This is a genomic window from Jannaschia pohangensis, assembly GCF_900113875.1.
Classification (GTDB): Bacteria; Pseudomonadota; Alphaproteobacteria; order Rhodobacterales; family Rhodobacteraceae; genus Jannaschia; species Jannaschia pohangensis.
In genome coordinates this window covers 1,039,223-1,060,492 of sequence record NZ_FORA01000001.1, presented here as the reverse complement: position 1 = coordinate 1,060,492, position 21,270 = coordinate 1,039,223, and the positions used below count along the sequence as shown (strand labels likewise).

Annotated in this window: 19 protein-coding genes and 1 tRNA gene; 13 read left to right on the top strand and 7 right to left on the bottom strand. The window is 62.2% G+C overall.

What is annotated here, in order from left to right; all coding sequences use genetic code 11:
- Window positions 1-159: 159 nt before the first annotated feature.
- The 10 genes from BM002_RS05310 (at window position 160) to BM002_RS05265 (ending at window position 7,527) form a co-directional block, all read left to right on the top strand.
- Window positions 160-1,350, top strand: a complete 1,191-nt coding sequence (locus tag BM002_RS05310; protein WP_092777977.1) for a tyrosine-type recombinase/integrase — start codon at window positions 160-162, stop codon at window positions 1,348-1,350.
- Entirely contained in the window at window positions 1,343-1,870 is a 528-nt protein-coding gene (locus BM002_RS05305; protein WP_092777975.1) for a hypothetical protein, read from the top strand. The genes BM002_RS05310 and BM002_RS05305 overlap by 8 nt, the downstream gene beginning before the upstream one ends.
- Window positions 1,871-1,963: 93 nt before the next feature.
- Window positions 1,964-2,176 (top strand): helix-turn-helix transcriptional regulator, encoded by a 213-nt coding sequence (locus BM002_RS05300; protein WP_092777973.1) that lies wholly within the window; start codon window positions 1,964-1,966, stop codon window positions 2,174-2,176.
- 103 nt (window positions 2,177-2,279) lie between these two features.
- The gene (locus BM002_RS05295) at window positions 2,280-3,830 is read left to right on the top strand and encodes a primase C-terminal domain-containing protein (RefSeq protein ID WP_092777971.1); all 1,551 of its coding nucleotides are present in this window, start codon (window positions 2,280-2,282) and stop codon (window positions 3,828-3,830) included.
- Window positions 3,830-4,159: a hypothetical protein gene (locus BM002_RS05290; protein WP_092777969.1), complete on the top strand. Its 330-nt coding sequence runs from the start codon at window positions 3,830-3,832 to the stop codon at window positions 4,157-4,159. The genes BM002_RS05295 and BM002_RS05290 overlap by 1 nt, the downstream gene beginning before the upstream one ends.
- A 218-nt stretch (window positions 4,160-4,377) precedes the next feature.
- Entirely contained in the window at window positions 4,378-4,650 is a 273-nt protein-coding gene (locus BM002_RS05285) for a hypothetical protein (RefSeq protein ID WP_139212276.1), read from the top strand.
- Window positions 4,651-4,701: 51 nt separating this feature from the next.
- Window positions 4,702-5,460, top strand: coding sequence for a hypothetical protein (locus BM002_RS05280; RefSeq protein ID WP_092777965.1), 759 nt, complete (start codon window positions 4,702-4,704; stop codon window positions 5,458-5,460).
- 183 nt (window positions 5,461-5,643) lie between these two features.
- On the top strand, window positions 5,644-6,099 hold the full coding sequence (locus tag BM002_RS05275; RefSeq protein WP_092777963.1) for a hypothetical protein: 456 nt from the start codon (window positions 5,644-5,646) through the stop codon (window positions 6,097-6,099).
- Window positions 6,100-6,180: 81 nt separating this feature from the next.
- Window positions 6,181-6,510, top strand: a complete 330-nt coding sequence (locus tag BM002_RS05270) for a hypothetical protein (RefSeq protein ID WP_139212275.1) — start codon at window positions 6,181-6,183, stop codon at window positions 6,508-6,510.
- A gap of 147 nt (window positions 6,511-6,657) precedes the next feature.
- Window positions 6,658-7,527, top strand: a complete 870-nt coding sequence (locus BM002_RS05265; RefSeq protein WP_175484804.1) for a tyrosine-type recombinase/integrase — start codon at window positions 6,658-6,660, stop codon at window positions 7,525-7,527.
- Here BM002_RS05265 and BM002_RS05260 read toward each other — a convergent pair.
- Entirely contained in the window at window positions 7,524-9,485 is a 1,962-nt protein-coding gene (locus BM002_RS05260) for an AAA family ATPase (RefSeq protein WP_092777957.1), read from the bottom strand. The two genes, BM002_RS05265 and BM002_RS05260, sit on opposite strands and share 4 nt — an antisense overlap.
- A gap of 164 nt (window positions 9,486-9,649) precedes the next feature.
- On the opposite strand from BM002_RS05260, the gene BM002_RS05255 reads away from it, so the two are divergent.
- Entirely contained in the window at window positions 9,650-10,579 is a 930-nt protein-coding gene (locus tag BM002_RS05255) for a NotI family restriction endonuclease (protein WP_092777955.1), read from the top strand.
- Between the two features lie 21 nt (window positions 10,580-10,600).
- Here the strand turns inward: BM002_RS05255 and BM002_RS05250 are convergent, their stop codons facing one another.
- From BM002_RS05250 to BM002_RS05225, 6 genes are all read right to left on the bottom strand, one after another.
- The gene (locus tag BM002_RS05250) at window positions 10,601-11,740 is read right to left on the bottom strand and encodes a DNA cytosine methyltransferase (protein ID WP_092777953.1); all 1,140 of its coding nucleotides are present in this window, start codon (window positions 11,738-11,740) and stop codon (window positions 10,601-10,603) included.
- 275 nt (window positions 11,741-12,015) lie between these two features.
- Window positions 12,016-12,090, bottom strand: a tRNA-Gly gene (locus tag BM002_RS05245).
- An 81-nt stretch (window positions 12,091-12,171) separates the two neighbouring features.
- On the bottom strand, window positions 12,172-12,984 hold the full coding sequence (locus BM002_RS05240) for a hypothetical protein (RefSeq protein WP_139212274.1): 813 nt from the start codon (window positions 12,982-12,984) through the stop codon (window positions 12,172-12,174).
- A gap of 101 nt (window positions 12,985-13,085) precedes the next feature.
- Window positions 13,086-16,532 (bottom strand): pyruvate carboxylase, encoded by a 3,447-nt coding sequence (locus BM002_RS05235; protein ID WP_092777949.1) that lies wholly within the window; start codon window positions 16,530-16,532, stop codon window positions 13,086-13,088.
- A gap of 93 nt (window positions 16,533-16,625) precedes the next feature.
- Window positions 16,626-17,294, bottom strand: a complete 669-nt coding sequence (locus BM002_RS05230; protein ID WP_139212272.1) for a hypothetical protein — start codon at window positions 17,292-17,294, stop codon at window positions 16,626-16,628.
- A 56-nt stretch (window positions 17,295-17,350) separates the two neighbouring features.
- Window positions 17,351-17,935, bottom strand: a complete 585-nt coding sequence (locus BM002_RS05225) for a hypothetical protein (RefSeq protein WP_092777945.1) — start codon at window positions 17,933-17,935, stop codon at window positions 17,351-17,353.
- Window positions 17,936-18,058: 123 nt separating this feature from the next.
- Here BM002_RS05225 and BM002_RS05220 point away from each other — a divergent pair, with 123 nt between their 5' ends.
- Together BM002_RS05220 and BM002_RS05215 are read left to right on the top strand one after the other, a co-directional pair.
- On the top strand, window positions 18,059-20,488 hold the full coding sequence (locus BM002_RS05220) for an ATP-dependent helicase (RefSeq protein ID WP_092777943.1): 2,430 nt from the start codon (window positions 18,059-18,061) through the stop codon (window positions 20,486-20,488).
- A 74-nt stretch (window positions 20,489-20,562) separates the two neighbouring features.
- The gene (locus tag BM002_RS05215; RefSeq protein ID WP_092777941.1) at window positions 20,563-21,177 is read left to right on the top strand and encodes a hypothetical protein; all 615 of its coding nucleotides are present in this window, start codon (window positions 20,563-20,565) and stop codon (window positions 21,175-21,177) included.
- Window positions 21,178-21,270 lie beyond the last annotated feature (93 nt).

The following is a 21,270-nucleotide window of genomic DNA, read 5'->3' as shown; positions in this document are numbered from 1 at the left end:
AGTGTAACCCTAACACTCGTCTGATAACCTAAAGCCCTGCAAACGCTGGGCTGAGAATACTTCTGGCGAACGCTGGGTAACATGCGGTAGCGTGGGTTTACGGGTCAACTGTTACCCCGCTTGTTACCCGCCGACCCGAAACCATTCCCGGAATCCGCCATGCCCAAGCAGAATCTGACCGCCGCCTTCGTGGATAAAGTGAAGCCGCCCGAGACGGGTCGCACCGAATACTGGGACGGGCTGTTGCCGGGGTTCGGCCTGCGCGTTGCCAGCGGCGGGGCGAAGTCGTGGTGCCTGATCTACCGGGTGAATGGCAAACAGGTGCGGGAAACTCTGGAAGCCCGATACCCTGCACTGGGGCTTGCCGACGCCCGAAAGATAGCCCGCGACAAGATGGAAACCGTGCAGCGTGGGGTGGACCCGCGCAGGCCGACCGCCGCCCGGACGACCACCGTTGCGGACCTCGCGAGCGCCTTCGTGGAACAGCACTGCAAGCCGAACAACAAGACGTGGCGGGCGCAGGAGTCGCAGCTACAGATGCACGTCGTCGCGCGCTGGGGCACCCGGCGGCCCGACAGGGTCAGCAAGCTGGACGTGACGCAGATGCTGCAAGAGGTTGCGGTCAAGCGCGGCGACAAGTCCGGCGGCAAGGGCCGGGGCGGTGTGGCCACGGGCGGGCCAGTGGCGGCGGAGAATGTGCTGAAGGTGCTGCGCGCGATGTACAACTGGGCGATGGACCACGACATTGTGGAAGCCAACCCGGCCATGCGCGCCAAGCCCCCGGTGCGCCCTGTATCGCGCGACCGGGTGCTGTCAGACGACGAGGTGCGGGCGGTGTGGCGCGCGGCGCTGGACCTCGGCTACCCCTTCGGCCACTGGGCACGCCTGCTGCTGGCCACGGGGCAACGGCGGACGGAAGTTGCCGCCATGACGTGGGACGAGGTGGAAGGCGATACTTGGGTGATGCCCAAGGAGCGGACCAAGGCGGCGCGGGCGCATGTGGTGCCACTCAGCGAGATCGCTCTGGCGATTCTCTCTGAGTGCCCCCGCCAGTCTGGCCCCCACGTCTTTTCCACCAGCGCCGGAGCGAACCACATTCGGGGATACAGCAAGGCCAAGGTAGAGTTCGACGCGGCGGTGGGCTTCGGTGACTGGCGCTACCACGACCTGCGCCGTACCTGCGCCACCGGTATGGCGGCCCTCGGCGTGGTGGACGACATTATCGGCAGGGTGCTGAACCACGCCCCGCGCGGCGTGACCGCCCGATATAATCGGTACACCTACATCGAGGAAAAGAAGGCGGCGCTGGCGGCGTGGGGCGAACGGCTGGGGGAGATTGTTGATGGATGACCTAGCGGCCAGACTGGAAGCGCAGGCACTAGAACACGATGTCCCCTATATGATGCTCGCGGAAGCGGTCGCCCCTTGCGTCTTACACATCGGTGAGGACGGCCCCGCCCTAAGCAAGCGCGACCGGGCGCAGACCATAGCCGATCTGAACAAGAGTCTGGCTCGCATAACGGACGGAGAGTTTCGCGCGATGGTCGCAGCTTCTCGCTGGAAGGGTGAGGAAGCGATAAATCGGGTAAGCGACCTCATGGGCGCGGTGGAAGACCTCGTGGCACTGCTGGCGATAACGAAAGCGCCGCGCCAGCGTCCCAAGGCGCGGGAGGCCGACCTCGCGCGGCAACTGCTGGCGCTATGGTGCGAACTCGACCGGGAACCCGCATTCACTTGGCCGGACGTGCATGAACCGGGCGGCCCCTTCGCGCGATTTATCTATGGCGTGACCTTGACTGTATTTGGCCATTCCGCCGCCGGTTCTGCGCGCGAACAACTTAGATTATTATTGGCGAACAAGCCGATATAGTTTCGCTGCAATCTGCGCGGCAAAACTGGCACTGCCTCGTTCGGGGTATAACAGCGCACAACCGGGGCACCCTTATACACAGGAGTGCCCGAAATGGCCGACCTCTTCGACAAACAGACTTCCAAGATTCCCCGCCTGCTGTCCTGCGACGAAGTCGGCAGGGCCGTGGGTTATTCCCGCGTCCACATCTATCGCCTGATGGACCGGGGCGAATTTCCCAAGCGCGTGCAGATCGGGCGCAACCGCGTCGGCTGGCTCGAAAGTGAAGTGGCCGAATGGCTGAACGCACGCATCGAAGCGCGGTGATCCGGCGGGCGGTGCGCGCGCCGCCGCTGACCTCTAGGACGAGCGGGACAGAATATGACGGATAGAGAAGATATGCGGGCAACCGGCCTGCCGGGGGTGGCCGATGCCCCTAGCCAATAAAGACAAGGGCGGTATCGACGTCGGCGCGTTCGTGGACGTGTTCGCCTGCGACCAGAACGTACATGCCACCGGGCAGGCGACGGGCGAGGTTGGCGACAATGGCAAGGTCGAGTTCGCCTTTACCACTCAGCACCGTGCCCCCGATAAGGCTGATTATCGGCGGCACCTGAACGGTTCGGTGGCGCTGGCGGTGTGCCCATTCGTGGACGGCAAGAGCAAGGTGCTATGGGCCTGCATCGACGTCGATCACTACGGTGAACCGGGCCTAGCCATGCGGCTAGAGGCGCAGGTGCGCAAGCTGGTCTGGCCCTGTCTCGTGTCGGAGTCCAAGTCGAGCGGGGCTTACCTCTGGTTCTTCTTTCAGAAGCCGACGCCGATGGCGCAGGTGCAGCCGGTGCTATTCGCCTTCGCCGCCGCGTTGCGTCTGCCGGGGAAGTATGAACTTTTCCCCGCCACCGATAAGAAGGTGGGCGGTGGCCGCACCGTGACCCTACCGTGCAGCGGCAACACCCGCCGCGGCATCTGGCAGGGCGAGTACATCGACCCGGCGACCTTCTGCCGGATGGCGACAGACATGCGGACCACCGTGGACGCCCTGCGCGCGCTGGAGACGGACGCAGGCCCATACGCCGACTGGCAACCCTGCATCGAGCGACTGATGGAACAGGGCGTGCCGCAGGGCCAACGCGACGACACGATGCTGCAATTCGCAATCAACGCCAAGCGAGTGAACGCTGACCCCGACGCCGTGGCCGAATTGGTCAGGGACGCCAACGAAGAATCCTTCGACCCGCCGCTGCCGGAAAAGCAGGTGCGCGAGAAGCTGATGGCCGTAATGCGAAATGACTATCCGCCCGCCTGCAACGGCGACGTTCTGAAACCGTTCTGCAATCGGGCGGAGTGCCTGCGCCGTAGATACGGCATCGCCGCTGGGCGTGTGAGGGGGCCGATGGAGTCGCTCCGAAAGATCAATTACCGGCCCAACCCGATGTGGTTCGCGCTGATGGCAGACGGGCGCGAATTAGAAATCAGCGACCCCGGTGCTCTGCTGAAACAGGCGGACTTCGCAAGATTGTGCATCACTCAGTTGGACCTGTTCCACGACCAGATGAAGTCGGGCGACTGGAATGACCATATTCGACAACTGCTGGACACCATCGTCGTCGTCGAGCCTGAGGGTGATTCCGACGCCTTCGGCCAGCTGATGACGTTCTTCATGGAATACGTTCGCAGCCGCAAGACCGACATATTCGAGGGACTTCTTACGGGGCAGGTACATACCTTCGCGGTCGATGGCGGCACACACATGCAATTCCGGCTTCATCACTTTCTGGCGTACCTCAAGAGGCAAGGCTTTCGCGATCTGAGGTCGGAGCGGGTTCATCACTTCCTGCACTCGCTGGGTGCCCGCGCCGAAACGCTCGAAATAAAGGGCACCAAGATCGACACGCTGGCGATGCCCTATCCCGAACATGACAAGGAAGCACCCGAGCGCGACGTGCCCGACTATGAAAACCAAGATGGAGCCTACTGATGCCCGCCAAACGCACCCGGACAGAGGCCGTTCGGCCCGAAACCATCGCCGCGATCAAGGCGCACTTCGGCACAGTCGCAAGGGCGTACGAGGCCCTCGCCATGCAGGATACCGTGAGCCAGCCGGAGTTCTACCGCGTGATGCAGGGCGGCGAGTGCGCCCCCGCCGTGGCCGCCGACATAGCATTGGCGTGGGGTATGCGCGCCGTGTCGCCAGAGCGGCTGGGGGCCGCCGTAGAAGCCTTTAAGCGCAAGCTGGGTACCAACCCCTCGGATGCCGAAGCCGCCAGCGCCATGCGGGCGTGGTTGCAAAAGCAGGGGGCCGGGTAATGCCCTATAACGCGGGGGGATCTAATCTAATAATAAATAGCCTATTTATTATTTCCTTTAATCTACCCGTGTATAGGGTGCCCGCCGAATTGAAGCTATCCCGCTGCGCGGACGGCAAAAATGCTCTCTGGCGTCGGCAGATCGCAATTCCCGATTTTCTTCGGTGGCCCATCGGGACTTCATCTTTCGTTCCCGGCCAAACCTGCCGTAATGGCGGCATGTCTCGTTCGTCCTCTCCATACCTGCACAAGCAGCGACCCCTGACCACGCTCTCCGACGCGCGGTTGGAGGTCGCACGCCTGTACCATGCGATGATGCGCGGGACGCTGGACAAGAAGACCTACTACGCGGGCATCCACGGCCTCAAGGCTTGGTCCGCGCTCTACGAGCAGGACGTGCTGGAACGGAATCAGCGGCGCATCATGGAGCGCGCCGGTCTGGAACCGGCCATGGACGAACCCTTTCCCGACGAGGCCCGCACAACCCACTAGGTCGCCTGCCTCCGGTTCTGGCGATCGCTTAACCTACAAAGGACGAACCAGATGGCAGACACATTCGACACAATCCCGCTGACCGTGAACTTTCTCGGGGCCAGCATCTTCCTCGGCAAGGCCGCCGCGATCCCGCACGGGGGCGTGGCCAGCACCCCGGCCTACAAGCTGGGCACCATCCTGTCGGGACTGCATGACGCCCTGACCGTGGCCGACGCCAAGGCGGTGGAAGTCGCCGCCAACCCCGACCTGAACAACGAGGCCCGCAAGCGCAAGATCGCCGGTATGGCCAAGGCGCTGCACTCCGACGCCAAGGCGATGCTGGCCGACGCCGACGCCGAGGCCGCCGCGATGGACCGGAGCGAGCGCGCCCTGTTCCCCGCCATGCCCGACGACGCCGCCACGGCGGTGAAGGCGGGCGAGGTGCGGGCCTACATGCGCAGCCTGCCCGAGAACGATCGGCGCGACTTCCTGACCGAACAGGCGAAGGCGGGCAACCTGCTGCCCCTGCAAGCCGCCGCCGACCCCGGCGTCGGGATGCTGGCGGGTGCCGACCCAGAGGTCGTTTCTGGCGCTCTGCGGGCCTATGCCAAGGCCCACCGGCCCGAGGAATGGGGGCGCATCGCCAACGGGCGGGACATGCACCGCCTGCTGAACCGCGCGCTGGAACAGGTGTTGCCGCTGACCGAGCGGATGGCCGCCCCCGATGTGGAGAAACCCAGCCACGTCCTGTCGCTTGCCATGACGCGCAAGCAGGCGGGCGACAGCATGATCCTGGCCGACAATCTGCGCATCCGCGTGCCTGCATGAGCATCCGTTCGATGGCCCGCCAGTTGCGGCGGGCCGCCGCGCGCATAACGCCCCCGGCGCGCCCCGTGGTTTGGGCACCAGCCTATCGGTTCGGCCAGCGGTGCCCCGCGCCTCCGCCGGGACGGCTGGTGAAGCTGGGGGCGATCATGGGGCCGCCCGACGACCCCGCATTGGAGGAAGAATATGAACGCCGACGACTGCGAGTTCGTCCTTAAGGACGATGTGACCTACACGAACCGCGTGCCCTTCGGCGCGATGCACGAAGACGTGGTTCTGTGGGTCGATCATCTGGCCCACCGCATCCGCGACCTGCCCGAGGCCGATACTGCACTCAGGTTCTATCGCACCTTCGATAGTATGACTGCCATTCTGGACGGCGAGAAGGCGATGCACCGGCGGGCGTGGTATCGCAACTTCCGATACATGCAGTTCGCCGCGATGTACGTCTTCGTCGGCAAGGCGCTGGCCATGCTAAACGATCTGCCGTTCCCTCTGACCGAGGCTTTCGGCTTCGCCGCGCTCGACGCCGCCAGCGAAGGCAAGGCGCTGCTGATGACTCCCGATCTGATGCGCGGGATATTCATCGAGTGGAACGCAGACGGAGTGAACAAAAATCTGATGTTTCAGGACTTTCTCTAGAACGCTCATTTCGCCGCGAGAGACCTCCTGCCAACTTGAATGCACCGGGGCGCAGTGCCCCAGCACACAGGAGAACAACAGATGGACAACATTTCCGCCGCGCAACTGGTCGAGCGCATCAACGCCGTCCGCAAGATCAAGGGCATGGAGCCGGTCGAATACCCCGGCGTCGCCAAGGCCAAGCTGATCGCCACCCTGAACGAGTTGCGCGCAGACCTGCCCGAACCCACCGAGGCGGACGTGATGCAGGCCCTGTCGCTGGGCAAGTATCGCAGCGCCGCGCAGGTGGCCGACGCCCACGCCGCGCCCGTGGAGGCGGTGCAGACGATGCTGGACGGTCTGAAAGAGGCGGGCAAGGTGGTGGCGCGGCGCAGCCGCACGATGCAGTGCTTGAAGTACAAAGCGGCATGAACGCCCTCGCACGCCCCGGCGGCGACGTCGTCGCGCTGGACGAGGCCGCCCGTCGCTATCGCACGACCAGCGGCTACGCCCCCCAAGACCCTGCGAGAATATACCCGCTGGTTCCGCCGCTTCACGGACTTCTGCGCCCCCGCCGATGTGTGGAAGGCGGACCACCGCGACGTGCGCCGCTGGTTCGTCTTCCTCGCGCAGACGGTGAAGCCGCAATCGGTCGAGGTGGCCTGCGCCGCCCTGACCGCCACGTTCGAGACGCTGGGGAAGGGCAACGCGCATGGCGAGCCGGGGCTTGGCACTAGGCCCAGCCCCGCCCGCCACCCAGAGGTGCAGCGCGTGTTGCGCGGCATCCGGGCCGAACACGGGGCGGAGCCGGTGCGCAAGCGGCCCCTGCTGATCGCCAGCCTCGACACCTACATCGCGGCCTCGCCGGAAACGGTGAGGGCGATCCGCGACGCCGCGATCCTCTGCGTCGGCGTGTACGGGTGCCGCCGCCGGTCGGAAATCGTGGGGCTGGACTTCGGCCCCGGCGGATCGGGGTCCGGCTACGCGACGATCACTAACGAAGGCTTATTGATCAAGCTGCGCAGGTCCAAGACCAGCCGCGCGGGCGACGAGGAATTGCCCTACGCGATCCCGTACCGGCGCAGCGCCCCGCGCTTCTGCCCCGTGCTGGCGGTGGAACGGTGGATCGCCGCCGCTGGCATCGCGCAGGGCGAGGCCCTGTTCCGGGGCGTGGACCGCCACGGCAACGTGCGCGCGGGCCGCCTGCGCGGCGGTGCCGTGGGCCGGGTGGTGAAGCGCGCGGCGACGGAACTGGGCATGGACCCGGCCTGCATGGGCGGCCACTCCCTGCGCGCCGGGGGCATCACGTCGCTGGCCAAGGACGGCCTGAGCCTGCCGGATATTCAGGTGCAGTCGGGCCACAAGTCGCTGGGCACGCTGGCGACTTATGTGCGGTTGGAACGCAGCTTTGAGGATAGTCCGCTGCTAAGGTTGGGGGCATATCGCTAAACGTATTTTGCGATCCTAGCGAAAGCCGCTTCAAAACGGTCAAGCGTATCGTTCACGGCCTTCGTATTTGCATCCAATAATTCGGGATGGGTCAAAAGGTGGTAAGCAGGGTCATAGTGACTAAACATTGGTACGGTGTCAGGTAGAACGCGGAAGTACGCTTCTGCCTTCTTGACCAAACGAGCAGTACCTTCCTCCGCATCGGCGAGCTTCTTGGCGGTCAACTTGTTTTTACCTGCCAAACTGTAGGCGTGATTAACCAAATCTGCGAAGAACTCGGTCGTAAAAAAATCTTCAATGTCGGCTTCGTCTTGGTCGGCTATTTCCGTGGCTAGAATGATCCGCTCATCTTCGAGCAATTCCGCTTTATAAAGATCATCGAGTTTGCGCTTCTGCCCTCTATCAAAGTCGGTCAATACTACGACGTTAAGTTTGTTGCCGTAGAACAGCTTTACGAATGGCAGAACCTTGTCGATCCCACCAGAAGGACAGATGGCCCACTTTAGGTCCAAATGGGTTCGTCCGAGCATCTGCAATTTTTTGGAAACAGCCTGTAGATAAAGAATGTCACTCGGCCCCTCTACTAACAAGGTATCAGGGGCGATGATGAGTCCCTGCGTTACCTCGAAACCCATAGCGCCGAAAATCGGGAAGTTAGTCTGCGGATCGGTGGTTAGAACATCGGGCCGAATTTTAGTGCCTTCTGAATATGCACGGTCGCGTTTGTCGCGCTTCACAACATCTTCCACAGTACGCACGCTGGCCAAATCGTCAGCCGGTACCATGAAGGGCGAGTGGGTCGAAAAGATGAGTTGATGCTTCGGTTCTAGCTGTTCCCGGAAATATCTTAGCAAGTCTTTCTGTGCAGTGCCGTGCAACGTCAGGCCCGGTTCGTCTAAGAGAATGATTACATTACCTTGGCGTTTCTTGATTTGGGCAAATTTGACCAAGAAAGAAAAGAACCAGATGAAACCGGCGGATCGCTCCGAAAACGGCACAGTGACCCGGTGCAGGTTGTTCTTTACTCGGGCGCGGGCGACCGGCCCAGAGTTGAATGGCGGCTTGTCTTCTGGCTTGCCTTCATCCAGACGGACCTCAATTTCGAGCTGATCGTTTTGAGTCCAATACTCGAATATCTGATCGGTGATGCGGTTGGCCGCCGCCTCACATTTGGCGTTCATCTCCTCGAACCGCGTTGCGCCAGTTAAGTCTTCGAGAGTGGTCCCGGCGTACTCAAGGAAGTCTAGAAAAACCTGATCGCCGTCTTTGATGCCGCCCTGCGCCTTGTCCTTGGCGAGTTGATTGATCGAAATCTCACCCGCCATTCGGTCATAGTGTGAGAAGTACAAAAACTTTGGTACGTGAGGTTCTAGTAACGCTCGGGCCTTGGTGCAGGCATTATTCTTAGGATACTTGGAAAGGGCGGCAAGCAACTCTTGTTGCGATTCTGACTTTTCTTCCAGCTTTTCAAGTCTATGGCCTGCCAGCCAAGTGCTTCGGCAATTTTCCAATGGCACCTTGTCGGAATCCGATAAAGCAAAGCGATCAATCAGCTTTTTCAGAAGAGCAGCATCATCTATTGGAAGTATCCAACTCGTGCTTTCCTGTTCATACGACTTTTTTATCGTGAGGGACGTCCCAGAAACCACGCCATCACCAAATTCCTCTGAAAGTAATTCGACATCAACTGGGTCTAATTCCCATACCGTTTCGATTACTAACGCTTCATCACCTTCGTGCTTTTCAGCATAATCAGCTAAAAAACGGCGGGGATAGTTTTCAGTTTTGCCGTATTTCGTATAATCTGGATCAACCGAGTTCAGTCCCTCAAGGGCCTTGAGAAAAGCCGTTTTGCCAGCTTCATTTTTTCCCACGAGGCAAGTTGATCCGCCTATTGCCACGGGATTTGAATCTAAAACGCTGCGGAAATTAGTAACGTGTGCGGTAAGCAGTTTCATTTGTGGCTTAACTCCTACGGGACGTACTCAGGATATGGTAGTTGCCCCATTCAAATCAACCGAATATGGCGGTTAGCGTGCGCTAGGCGCGTTCCACGCAGCGGCTTACCAGTTGAAGAATCTTGGAAAGACAGGTCTTGTTCCTGAAACAAGGATCACAACTGATGCCGACCAAGGTACTAGAGTTTCACGGTTTCCCGCCATTGTCCGCAGAAAGCAAGGCTTTCGCAGCGCGCAAGTGGTGCCCGTTTGTGGACCAGAAGTGCAAGAAGGCGCAGAGCGGTGGTGCTTGCGCATTGCAGGCCCCGACCACGTCGCCAGTCATAATCTGCCCGAACCGCCTCTATGGAAATGAGTTTGCAGTGATCGGGAGGATCGCTCGCGAAACCTTCGGTGACGACTGCGACTTGGTCACAGACGTGGAAGCCGAGACACGGCGACGTGACGGATCACTGAATGGGCGCGAGGTCGTCGTGTTCGGGCAGGGGTACAGCGGAGAGGTGGGAATCAAAGCCCCTGCCGCCGACGGTGAGACCGGATCGTTCAAGGTTGATTTTTTGCTGTCGCAGGTTGGTCCTGACTTGGAGCCGTTGTCTATCGTGGCGGTTGAGGTGCAGACAATCGACACGACGAACAGCTACAAGAAGGCGTCCACCAGCTACTATGCCGAGAAACCACACCCTAGCCAGTGGGGCGAGGGCGGCACGAACGCCGGGTTTAACTGGGAGAACGTCACCAAGCGCATCCTTCCTCAAATCATCTATAAAGGGCACGCACTGCGCCGTGAAAAGCTGGCGATGCACGGGCTGTTCTTTGTCTTGCCCGATCCTGTGTTGCAGAAGATCAGGACTAGGATTGGCAGCGCACTTTTGGAATATCCCAAAGGACCGGGCACGATAACCTTCCACTCGTATCAACTCGCTGACGAATGGGAGGGTGCAGAAAGACCGCTGGTGCCTGTGACGGAGTTCACGACGACGGTAGAGCAGATCGCATTTGCGTTTGTCTCACCGCAAAATTTGCCGCCGTTGGGTATCTATCAGGACACGCTCACCGCCAAACTAGGCGCATTGAGCCGCAAGAAAAACCTCTAGGCCATTTCGCGAAAATTGTTGTTAGGCGGTGGCGACTGCCAACTGGGGCTCGTGGTCTTGCTCCTCGACAGCACTTAGCAGCGCGAGGCCAATGCACTTTCCAAGCATGGGTGGGACGGCATTCCCGACCTGCACAAACTGTTCGGTCCGAGGCCCGGTGAAGTGGAACCAGTCCGGAAAGGACTGGATGCGCGCGGCTTCCCGAACCGTGATGCTGCGATCCTGCTCGGGATGAATATACGCACCCCAGTGAATGTCGCACTTGGTCAAGACAGTGCAGGACAACCCGTCCCACCGCATCCGACCGTATCGCTTGGTGTGATCGCTACGTTTCGCGCGCTTCATGCCTGCGGGGAGTAGATCATGCGGTACGTCGCGCCAGCTTCCGCCCTGCGGAATGTGCTGCATACGCGCGATGTTTATTGCTCCTAGCTTCGAGGCGGAATGATTGTGGACTGACTTGGACCCTTGCCGCAGTTCGCGCTGGAAATCAGAAGCAGGCGACGTCCGGTAGGTCGTTATGCCCTTGTCCTCACCATTGGCGAGCGCAGGAAGATCGCTCAGGGCATCTCTAATAGTTGTGAAAGGCAAAAGACCATCGCCATGGGTCTTGGCGGGCCAGATGATAGGCGCACCAATGCGGTTGCCGATGAACACTACACGGCGACGCTCTTGCGGGACACCGTAGTCCTCAGCCCGCAGGATCTTGGCTTCGACTTTGTACCCAAGCCCTCTGATACCGGCCAATACCGCTTGGAACGCTTCGCCTTCTCCAGCGGACATGATGCCCGTCACATTTTCCATCACCAGCCACTTGGGCATGAGGCCCTTAACGATGCGCAAATACTCTTTGAACAAATGGCTGCGCTCGTCGTGCATACCCCGCTGGTGGTTATAAACTGAATATCCCTGACAGGGAGGTCCGCCTGCAAGACAGTCGAGCTGACCCTTTTCCAGGCCGGTTGCATCAAGGAAGTCTTGCGGTGTCAGTTCGTAGATCGAACCGGGGAGAAACTTTGCATCGGGGTGGGTGGCTGCGAAGGTCGCGCCAGCGTGGAGGTCGATGTCATTGCCTGCACGAATATCGAAACCGGCTTGGCGCAGGCCCTCTGACAGTCCGCCCGCGCCACAAAACAAATCGATAACGGTTGGCCGACTCACAACGGCGCACCCGGTTGATCATTGCCTTCGACAGTTCTGCTCCGACTCTGCATCTTGTCCGCCCTTTTTTCCTTCATACAACCCGTTGTGGTTTTTCAAATCAAGTTAGGATTCACTTTGCACGCATGTTCTTAATTCGTTCTTACCGGCAAAGCCCGATTCCGGCAAGCCCGACCGGGTAGCGTTCTGTTACCCGGTTGTTACCCCAAGCCCACAAAGCAGAAAGGCCACCCGAAGGTGGCCTTTGCTAACCTGCTGGGTTTGCAGGACCAAATTGGAGCGGGCGAGGCGATTCGAACGCCCGACCCTAACCTTGGCAAGGTTATGCTCTACCCCTGAGCTACGCCCGCCCGTTTCGGTGTCGGTGAGATAGGAAAAGCCGTGTCCGGGCGCAAGGGAAAAACCGGCCCGGGCAGCGGTTTTTTTACGTGTCAGCCGGCGGTCGCGCTACGGGACGAATCGCGCAGACCGCGCACTGTGAAGTTGTCCAGCGCGAGGCTTTCGTCGTTCACACCCTGATCCGTCGTCGAACCGATGCCGAAGCTGATGGTGTCGAAATCGCCTTCGGCGGGTCGATCCACGGCGATCTGGATCGTTGTCCGGCTGTCGGTAAAGCCCGCGTTCGTGCTGACGCCGCCCAGATCAACGTTGTTGTCGACAACCGAGCCACGGATCGTGATGCCGCTATTTGCGAGGCCTTCGGCGGCGGTAAAGGTCGTGCTGCCGCGGTGATCGCTGGTGACGCGGCCGACTTCGTAACCATTCAGGAACACGATGCCGGATTCACCGTCCCAGCTGTCGAGGCTCAGCAAGTCGAATTCGAACTGCACCTGGTCCGCGTCGGGATCGATGTCGAAGTCACGCGTGATCCCGGGATAGCCGCCGGTTCCACCAAGCGGCCCCAGAACATTGCCGACACCGTTGATCTCGGTGACGCTCGCGCCGCTCCAGCCGTTCGATCCATGATCAAACCCGTCCGAATATGTGAGACCGGCAACCTGCTCCACCGGATCGCCGCGAAGCTCGCCCTGAACCGTTCCGGCGAGGGCGAGGAAACCGCGTTCGATAACCCCGGTCGAGGCGAGCCCGACCATGGTCACGAGACTGGCGAGCATGACCCATTCAACGGTCGTGGCCCCGGCTTCATCCTCGCGGAATTTCTTAAATTTTTTCTCGAAAGCGAACATGGCGGCACCTGTTATCCAAAGGACAGTTTCACCATGGTTACCTTTCGCTTCTGGCAAACTCAGGAAGATTTCAAGGCTCCAATGGGGCCAATTGCCGTTGTTTTAGCCAACAGATCGGGGGCGTGCGTGCGACTGTTTCCACAAGCCCCCGATTCTTGTCATTCCGCCAGTTCGACCAGCAGGTCCTTGGCGTCAATTTGGGCCCCCGGTGTCACATGAATTGCCGCAATTGTGGCATCGCGGTCCGCATGTAGCCCGGTTTCCATCTTCATTGCCTCGATCGTGAGCAGCAGATCGCCTTTCTTGACCGCGGCACCGGTCTGAACCGCGACGCTGGCCACGACGCCGGGCATGGGCGCTCCGATGTGGTTTGCGTTCCCGGCCTCGGCCTTGGCCATCTTGGCCGAGATTCCCACGACGCGACGGTCCGGAACCCTGACGGTCCGGGGCTGGCCATTGAGTTCGAAGAAGATCCGCGCCTCGCCGTCCTCGTTCGTCTCGCCGCGGGCGACGAAACGGATTTCCAGGGTCTTGCCCGGGTCGATCTCGGCCTCGATCTCGTCCCCCGGCTCCATCCCGTAGAAGAAGACGGGCGTCGGCAGGGTGCGCACGGGGCCATAGGTCTGATGGCGGCCCATGTAATCCATGAAGACCTTGGGATACATCAGGTAGCCATTCAGATCCTCGTCATCCACGGTCATCCCGTCCAGCTGCGCCGACACATCCGCGCGCACCGCCTCAAGGTCGACCGCGGGCAGATGCTTGCCCGGACGTTCGGAGCTGGCCTTCTCGCCCTTGAGGACCTTCTTCTGCACGGCCTTGGGCCAGCCGCCCGGGGGTTGGCCCAGATTGCCGCGCATCATGTCGACGACGCTGTCGGGGAAGGAGACCTCGGACTTCGGGTCCAGAACCTGTTCGACGGTCAGGCCCTGGGCCACCATCATCAGGGCCATGTCGCCCACGACCTTGGACGACGGCGTCACCTTGACGATATCGCCGAACATCTGGTTCACGTCCGCATACATCTGCGCCACTTCGTGCCAGCGCTCCTCCAGCCCCATGGACCGGGCCTGGGCCTTGAGGTTGGTGAACTGGCCGCCGGGCATCTCGTGCAGATAGACCTCGGACGACGGCGCCTGCATCCCGCTCTCGAAGGCGAGGTATTGCGCACGCACCGCATCCCAGTAGTCGTCGATGCGGCGCACGGCGGCCATGTCGATGCCGGTATCGCGCTTGTCGCCCTTGAGCGCCGAGACGATGGTGCCGAAGGTCGCCTGGCTGGTGTTGCCCGAAAAGCTGTCCATGGCCACATCGGCAGCATCCACGCCCGCTTCGGTCGCGGCCAGGATTGTGGCGCAGGCGATGCCGGCGGTGTCATGGGTGTGGAAGTGGACCGGAATACCGACCTCCTCCTTCAGGGCCTTGATGAGAACGCGGGCGGCGGCGGGTTTCAGAAGGCCTGCCATGTCCTTGAGGCCCAGGACATGCGCGCCCGCCGCCTCCAGCTCCTTGGCCATGCCGACGTAATACTTCAGGTCATACTTGGACCGCGCCGGGTCCAGCAGGTCGCCGGTATAGCAGACGGTGCCTTCGCAGACCTTGCCGCTGTCGATCACCGCATCCATGGCGACGCGCATGTTCTCGACCCAGTTGAGGCTGTCGAAGACGCGGAAGACGTCGATGCCCGTCTCGGCGGCCTGCTTGACGAAGGCCTGCACGACGTTGTCGGGATAGTTGGTATAGCCGACACCGTTCGACGCGCGCAGCAGCATCTGGGTCAGAAGGTTCGGCATGGCCGCGCGCAGGTCGCGCAGGCGCTGCCACGGGCATTCCTGCAGGAAGCGGTAGGCGACGTCGAAGGTCGCCCCACCCCAACATTCCACCGAAAACAGCTGATGCAGGTTGGTGGAATAGGCCGGGGCCGCGCGCACCATGTCGATGGACCGCATCCGCGTCGCCAGAAGCGATTGATGCCCGTCGCGCATGGTCGTGTCGGTCAGCAGAAGCTGTTTCTGCGCCAGCATCCAATCGGCGAGGCCCTTGGCCCCCTCGCGCTCCAGGATCTGCCGGGTGCCGTCGGGCGCGACTTCCAGCAACCGTTCCGGCGCGCGGGGGGCGCGGATGTCGGCGGCGGGGCGGGGGCGGCCCTCGGTCTCGGGGTGCCCGTTGACGCTGATGTCGGCGATATAGGTCAGGATCTTGGTGGCCCGGTCGCGCCGCGCCTTGAAGTCGAACAGGCCCGGCGTGTTGTCGATGAACTTGGTTGTGTATTCGTTCGACAGGAACGTCGGGTGCTTGAGCAGATTTTCCACGAAGGCGATATTGGTGCTGACCCCCCGGATGCGGAATTCACGCAACGCGCGGTCCATGCGGGCGATCGCGGCCTCGGGCGTCGGGGCCCAGGCGGTCACCTTGGTCAGCAGGCTGTCGTAATAGCGGGTGATGACGGCGCCGGAATAGGCGGTGCCTTCGTCCAGGCGCAGGCCCATACCGGTCGCGGCGCGGTAGGTGGTGATGCGGCCGTAGTCGGGGATGAAGTTGTTCTGCGGATCCTCGGTCGTCACGCGGGTCTGGAGCGCATGGCCATCCAGCTTGACGTCGTATTGGCTGGCGGTGCCGGTCGCTTCCATCAGGCTCTTGCCTTCGGCGATCAGGATCTGGGCGCGGACGATGTCGATGCCGGTGACTTCCTCGGTGACGGTATGCTCGACCTGAACGCGGGGGTTCACCTCGATGAAGTAGAATTTGCCCGAATCCATATCCATCAGGAATTCGACCGTGCCCGCGCATTCATAGTTCACATGGGCGCAGATCTTCTTGCCGAGCGCGCAGATCTGTTCGCGTTGCGTGCCCGACAGATAGGGGGCAGGCGCGCGCTCCACGACCTTCTGGTTGCGGCGCTGGACCGAGCAGTCGCGCTCGTAGAGGTGATAGATGTTGCCGTGGCTGTCGCCCAGGATCTGCACCTCGACGTGACGGGCGCGCTGGATCATCTTTTCCAGATAGCCCTCTCCGTTGCCGAAGGCGGCCTCGGCCTCGCGGCGGCCCTCCAGCACCTTCTCCTCCAGCTCGTCCTCGGAAAAGATCGGCCGCATGCCGCGCCCGCCGCCGCCCCAGGACGCCTTGAGCATCAGGGGATAGCCGACCTCGGCCGCTTCCTTCTTGATGGCCTTCATGTCGTCGCCGAGGACTTCGGTCGCGGGGATGACAGGCACGCCCGCCTCGATCGCCACTCTTCGGGCGCTCGCCTTGTCGCCGAGCTTGCGCATCGTTTCGGCGCGCGGGCCGATGAACTTGATCCCGGCTTCCTCGCAGGCATCGACGAACTCGGGGTTTTCGGACAGCAGGCCATAGCCCGGGTGAATGGCGTCGGCGCCGCTGGCCTTGGCGACGCGGATGATCTCGGGGATGGACAGATAGGCCGCGACCGGGCCCAGGCCCTCGCCGATGCGGTAGGCCTCGTCCGCCTTGAAGCGGTGCAGGCCCAGTTTGTCCTCTTCGGCATAGACGGCGACCGTCTTCTTGCCCATCTCGTTGGCCGCGCGCATCACGCGGATGGCGATTTCACCCCGATTGGCGATCAGGATCTTGTTGAAGTCGGCCATTGGTTCGTCCCCCGGGGCGTTGCACGTAACGATTTGGTAACGACAACGCCGCAGCGCGGCAACACCGGGTTAGTGGGTAGACCTGCGGGCGCATCAACTGCCTTGGCGTCGACGCAGGACCGCCGCCGCGCCGAAGGCCAGGGCCGATGCCAGCAACGTCAGCCCCGCCTGCCAGAAGCCGGGTGGGTCGGACGGGCCGCCGAATTCGGTCGCCACCACGTGATCTGGCCAGACGAAGAGCGTGGTTGCGGTCACACCCGGCAGTTGGGTCCCCAAAGACCGAAATATGTCGTGGTCCCCCTGCGGCAGCAGGGTCACCAGCATCGCATCCGGGTCCGGCTGATCCGCCAGCTCGTCCAGATAGGTGCGCACCGCGGGATTGACCGTCTCGCGCGTCAGACCGGTCACGGTGGGCGAGGCGATGAAGACCGCGACGTCGCCGTCGGGCGACGTGTCGGAATTTGTGATCGGCGTGAAGAAAACGCCGCTGCGGCCAAGTCGCCCTTCCAGGGTCGCATTGCCGATGGGCAGGAGATAGATCGACGTCGCCGCCCCGTGCACCATGCCCATCAGCATCGCCTGACGGTCGCGGTTGGTAAAATCATCCTCGGTCACGGCGTCGGCGGCAAAGGTGTCTGGGCTGCCGACAAGACCGAGGATCGGGACCACGAGGAGCAGCGCGCCGATCACCCCAAGGATGTATCCGAGCATCCGCAATCCGCGCGCCCAGTCTTTGGATGGCAGCCCTGCATCATCGCGCATCGTATCGGTCCTTTCGCCTTGTGTGTTCCGGACACTCGGGGCCGTTGCCGGGCCTCTCAACCGCTAGGATCGAGGTCCTGTTGTGAATGGACAAGGAGCGTCAGCATCAGGAACCGCGCCCCGCAGTGCAGCGTCGACCACGAGATCTGTCGCCCGTCACGGGTCACGGCGACCCAGTGGTGCGGCGACGCCCGCGTCACATGGCAAATCTTGTCGACGGGGATGCGATGCCGATTGGGCCACAGGGTCAGCAATCGCTCGGGCCCTTCGACGGACGTGTCGTCCCAGACCACGCTGTAGCGGTCGTCGGTCGCCTGTCCCAGGAAGATGGCCGGCACGAGGAACATGGAGGCCGTGACGTAGCAGAAAATGGTGCCGGTCAGGTCGGGACTGCGCCATCCCCACCACATCATGGCAGAGCCGGACACCATCAGAGCGAACGCAACGCCGAGGCAGACACCGCCGTGAGGCCGCGACATGCAGGTCAACGCCCCGAGGTCGATCGGCGCGGATCGGCGCAGGACCGATGCGCAGAGCTGGCCCAGGCCCGTCGTCACGATCGCGACCGCGGCCGCCCTGACAAGCTCCCACGAAAACAGGATGGATGCTACGAATTCAAGGATCGCGTCGAACGTGCTCATTGCCTTGCGATGCCGGGCCACCTTGGCGGATTTATGACCGGCGCATTCCTCGGGTTCACCAACTTATGAACAGATCATGAACACGCTCTTTCCTCGCGGGCCGGGTCGTTCTATCTGTCATGCATGACTCAGTTCGACGAATCCGACGCCTTCGAGGGGGCCAGCCTGTCGGCCCGCGCCATGTCCGCCCGGCCCGCGCCCTATCTCGACGGGTTGAACCCGGCGCAGTTGCAGGCCGTCCAGACGGTGGACGGGCCGGTCCTGATGCTGGCGGGGGCGGGGACCGGCAAGACCCGCGCCCTGACCGCCCGGATCGCGCATCTGATGGCGCAGGGCAAGGCGCGTCCGAACGAAATTCTGGCCGTGACCTTCACCAACAAGGCCGCGCGCGAAATGCGCGACCGTGTGGGGGCCATGATGGGCGAGGTGGCCGAGGGGATGCCCTGGCTCGGCACCTTCCATTCGGTCTGCGTGAAACTGCTGCGCCGTCACGCCGAACTGGTGGGCCGCACGGTGCCCGACCCGCTTCTGGAAGGCGGGAGCCGCGAGCTGTTCCTCAAATCCAACTTCACCATCCTCGATACCGACGACCAGAACCGCCTTCTTCGGCAGTTGATCGTCGCCGCCGACATGGACGAGAAGAAGTGGCCGCCCCGGATGCTGGCGGGCATCATCGACCACTGGAAGAACCGCGCCTGGACCCCCGACAAGATCCCAGCGGCCGAGGCGCAGGCCTTCGACGGGCAGGGGGTGGCGCTCTATCGTCAGTATCAGGACCGGCTTCTGACGCTGAACGCGGTCGATTTCGGGGACCTGTTGATGCATGTCATCGGCATCTTCCAGACCCATGACGACATCCTGCAAAAGTACCGCAATTGGTTCCGCTATATCCTGGTGGACGAATACCAGGATACCAACGTCGCCCAATATCTCTGGCTGCGACTGTTGGCGGGCGGGCATCGCAACATCTGCTGCGTGGGCGACGACGATCAGTCGATCTACGGCTGGCGCGGGGCCGAGGTGGGCAACATCCTGCGCTTCGAGAAGGATTTCGAGGGGGCGGAGATCATCCGGCTGGAGCAGAATTACCGCTCCACCCCGCACATCCTGGCCGCCGCATCCGCAGTGATCGCGGGCAACAAGGGACGTCTGGGCAAGACCCTGTGGACCGAGGCCGAGGAGGGCGAGAAAGTCCGCCTGATCGGTCATTGGGACGGTGACGAGGAAGCGCGCTGGATCGGCGAAGAGGCCGAGAGCCTGCAACGCGGGACCCGTGGCCTCGACCCGAAATCGCTAGATGACATGGCCATCCTCGTCCGCGCCTCGCATCAGATGCGCGCCTTCGAGGATCGGTTCCTGACCATCGGGCTGCCGTACCGCGTGATCGGGGGGCCGCGCTTCTATGAGCGTTTGGAAATCCGCGACGCCATGGCCTATTTCCGCGTCGTGGTCAGCCCCGACGACGATCTGGCCTTCGAGCGGATCGTGAACACACCCAAGCGCGGTCTTGGCGACAAGGCGCAGCAGACCATTCAGGTCATGGCCCGGTCGAACGGCATTTCCCTGCTGGAAGGGGCCAAGCTCTGTGTCGCGACCAAGACGATCGGCGGCAAGGGCGGCGCGGCGCTCAAGGAACTCTGCGACGGGTTCGACCGCTGGCGGGCGGAATTGCTGGATGGGCGCGATCATATCCGCTTGGCCGAGGAAATCCTGGACGAATCCGGCTACACGACCTTCTGGCAGAACGAAAAGACGCCCGAGGCGCCGGGTCGGCTGGAAAACCTCAAGGAACTGGTCAAGGCGCTGGAGGGGTTCGAGAACCTTCAGGGTTTCCTCGAACATGTCTCGCTCATCATGGACAACGAGCAGTCGCAGGACGAACCCATGGTCACCCTGATGACGCTGCACGGGGCCAAGGGGCTGGAGTTTCCGGTGGTCTTCCTGCCCGGATGGGAGGACGGCCTGTTCCCGTCGCAGCGGTCGATGGACGAGAGCGGCGTCAAGGGCCTCGAGGAGGAGCGGCGGCTGGCCTATGTCGGCATCACCCGCGCCGAGGAAATCTGCACCATCAGTTTCGCGGCCAACCGGCGGGTCTACGGCCAGTGGCAGTCGGCCCTGCCGTCGCGGTTCATCGATGAATTGCCCGAGGCGCATGTGGAGGTTCTGACCCCGCCCGGCCTTTATGGTGGCGGGTTCGGCGCGATCGGGATGGCGGCGGCGCAACATGCGGCGATGTCGGGTGGCGTCACGTCCAACCTTCAGGAACAGGCCGCCAAGGCGGATGTCTACAACTCCCCCGGCTGGCGACGGCTGCAATCGAACGCCACGCGCCCCCTGCGCCAGCCGAGCGAGGCGCGCAACCTGACCATCGACGCCACGGCGGTGTCGGCCTTCACCGAAGGTGATCGGGTGTTCCACACCAAGTTCGGCTATGGCGAGGTCATCGCCATCGAGGGCGACAAGCTGGATGTGGAATTCGACAAGGCCGGGTCCAAGAAGATCGTGGGCCGGTTTCTGCTGCCTGCGGAGCAGGCGGGAGACGTGCCCTTCTAGGCACCGGACCAAGTCCGATGTGCGGGGCGCAGCGGAAAGAGACGCGGATACATTCAAGGTATTTCTGTTGTCTGATGCTGACGTCGGCGGCCGTGCCCGCCCTTGCGCAACAGACATCCGAGATCAGATCTGGGCACCGGACACATACCCTGCCGGTTCCGGATGGGCATTTCGTCAAGGCGCGCGACAGTGGTCAGCCGCCCCATGTTCTGGTGATTGAAACGGCGCGTGTAGAGCCTTGGGAGCAGGCGAGTGAAGTCTATCAGGAAATCCTCGCCGTTGCGATGCAGACGGATTTCACCGACCCTGCCGATCTCGACGCGCGGGCATCGGCCTTGTTCGACCTTTCGGTCGACGCCGCCGGAGCCAGCCGCGATGGCCGGGACATCCGCCTGACCGACGCCCTGGTCCTGAGGCCAGTGTTTCATTTCCTTTTGACGCGATCCGGCGCCGAGGTCGCACAGAGTGTGGATGTCACGGCGAATGCAGCCGGGACGCGCGGGGTGATCATGAGCACGGCCTTCGTCATGCCCGACGTGACGACCTCTCCCATCCTGACCGAAGTTTCGTTTGTATCCGTTGGAAGTGATCTCATCATCTTCATCGCGCAGCGCGTGAACGTGGACAGTGGCGTCGAACTCGGACTGCGGCGGGTTGGAGCGGTCCTGCGCGAGCGCACTGGGCGCTGAACCGCCTTGCGGTCCGTTGCGGCGCGAGGATGATTTTCGATGCTCAAACAAAAAACGGCGGTGCCCAAGGGAGGATGGGCACCGCCGTCTCTG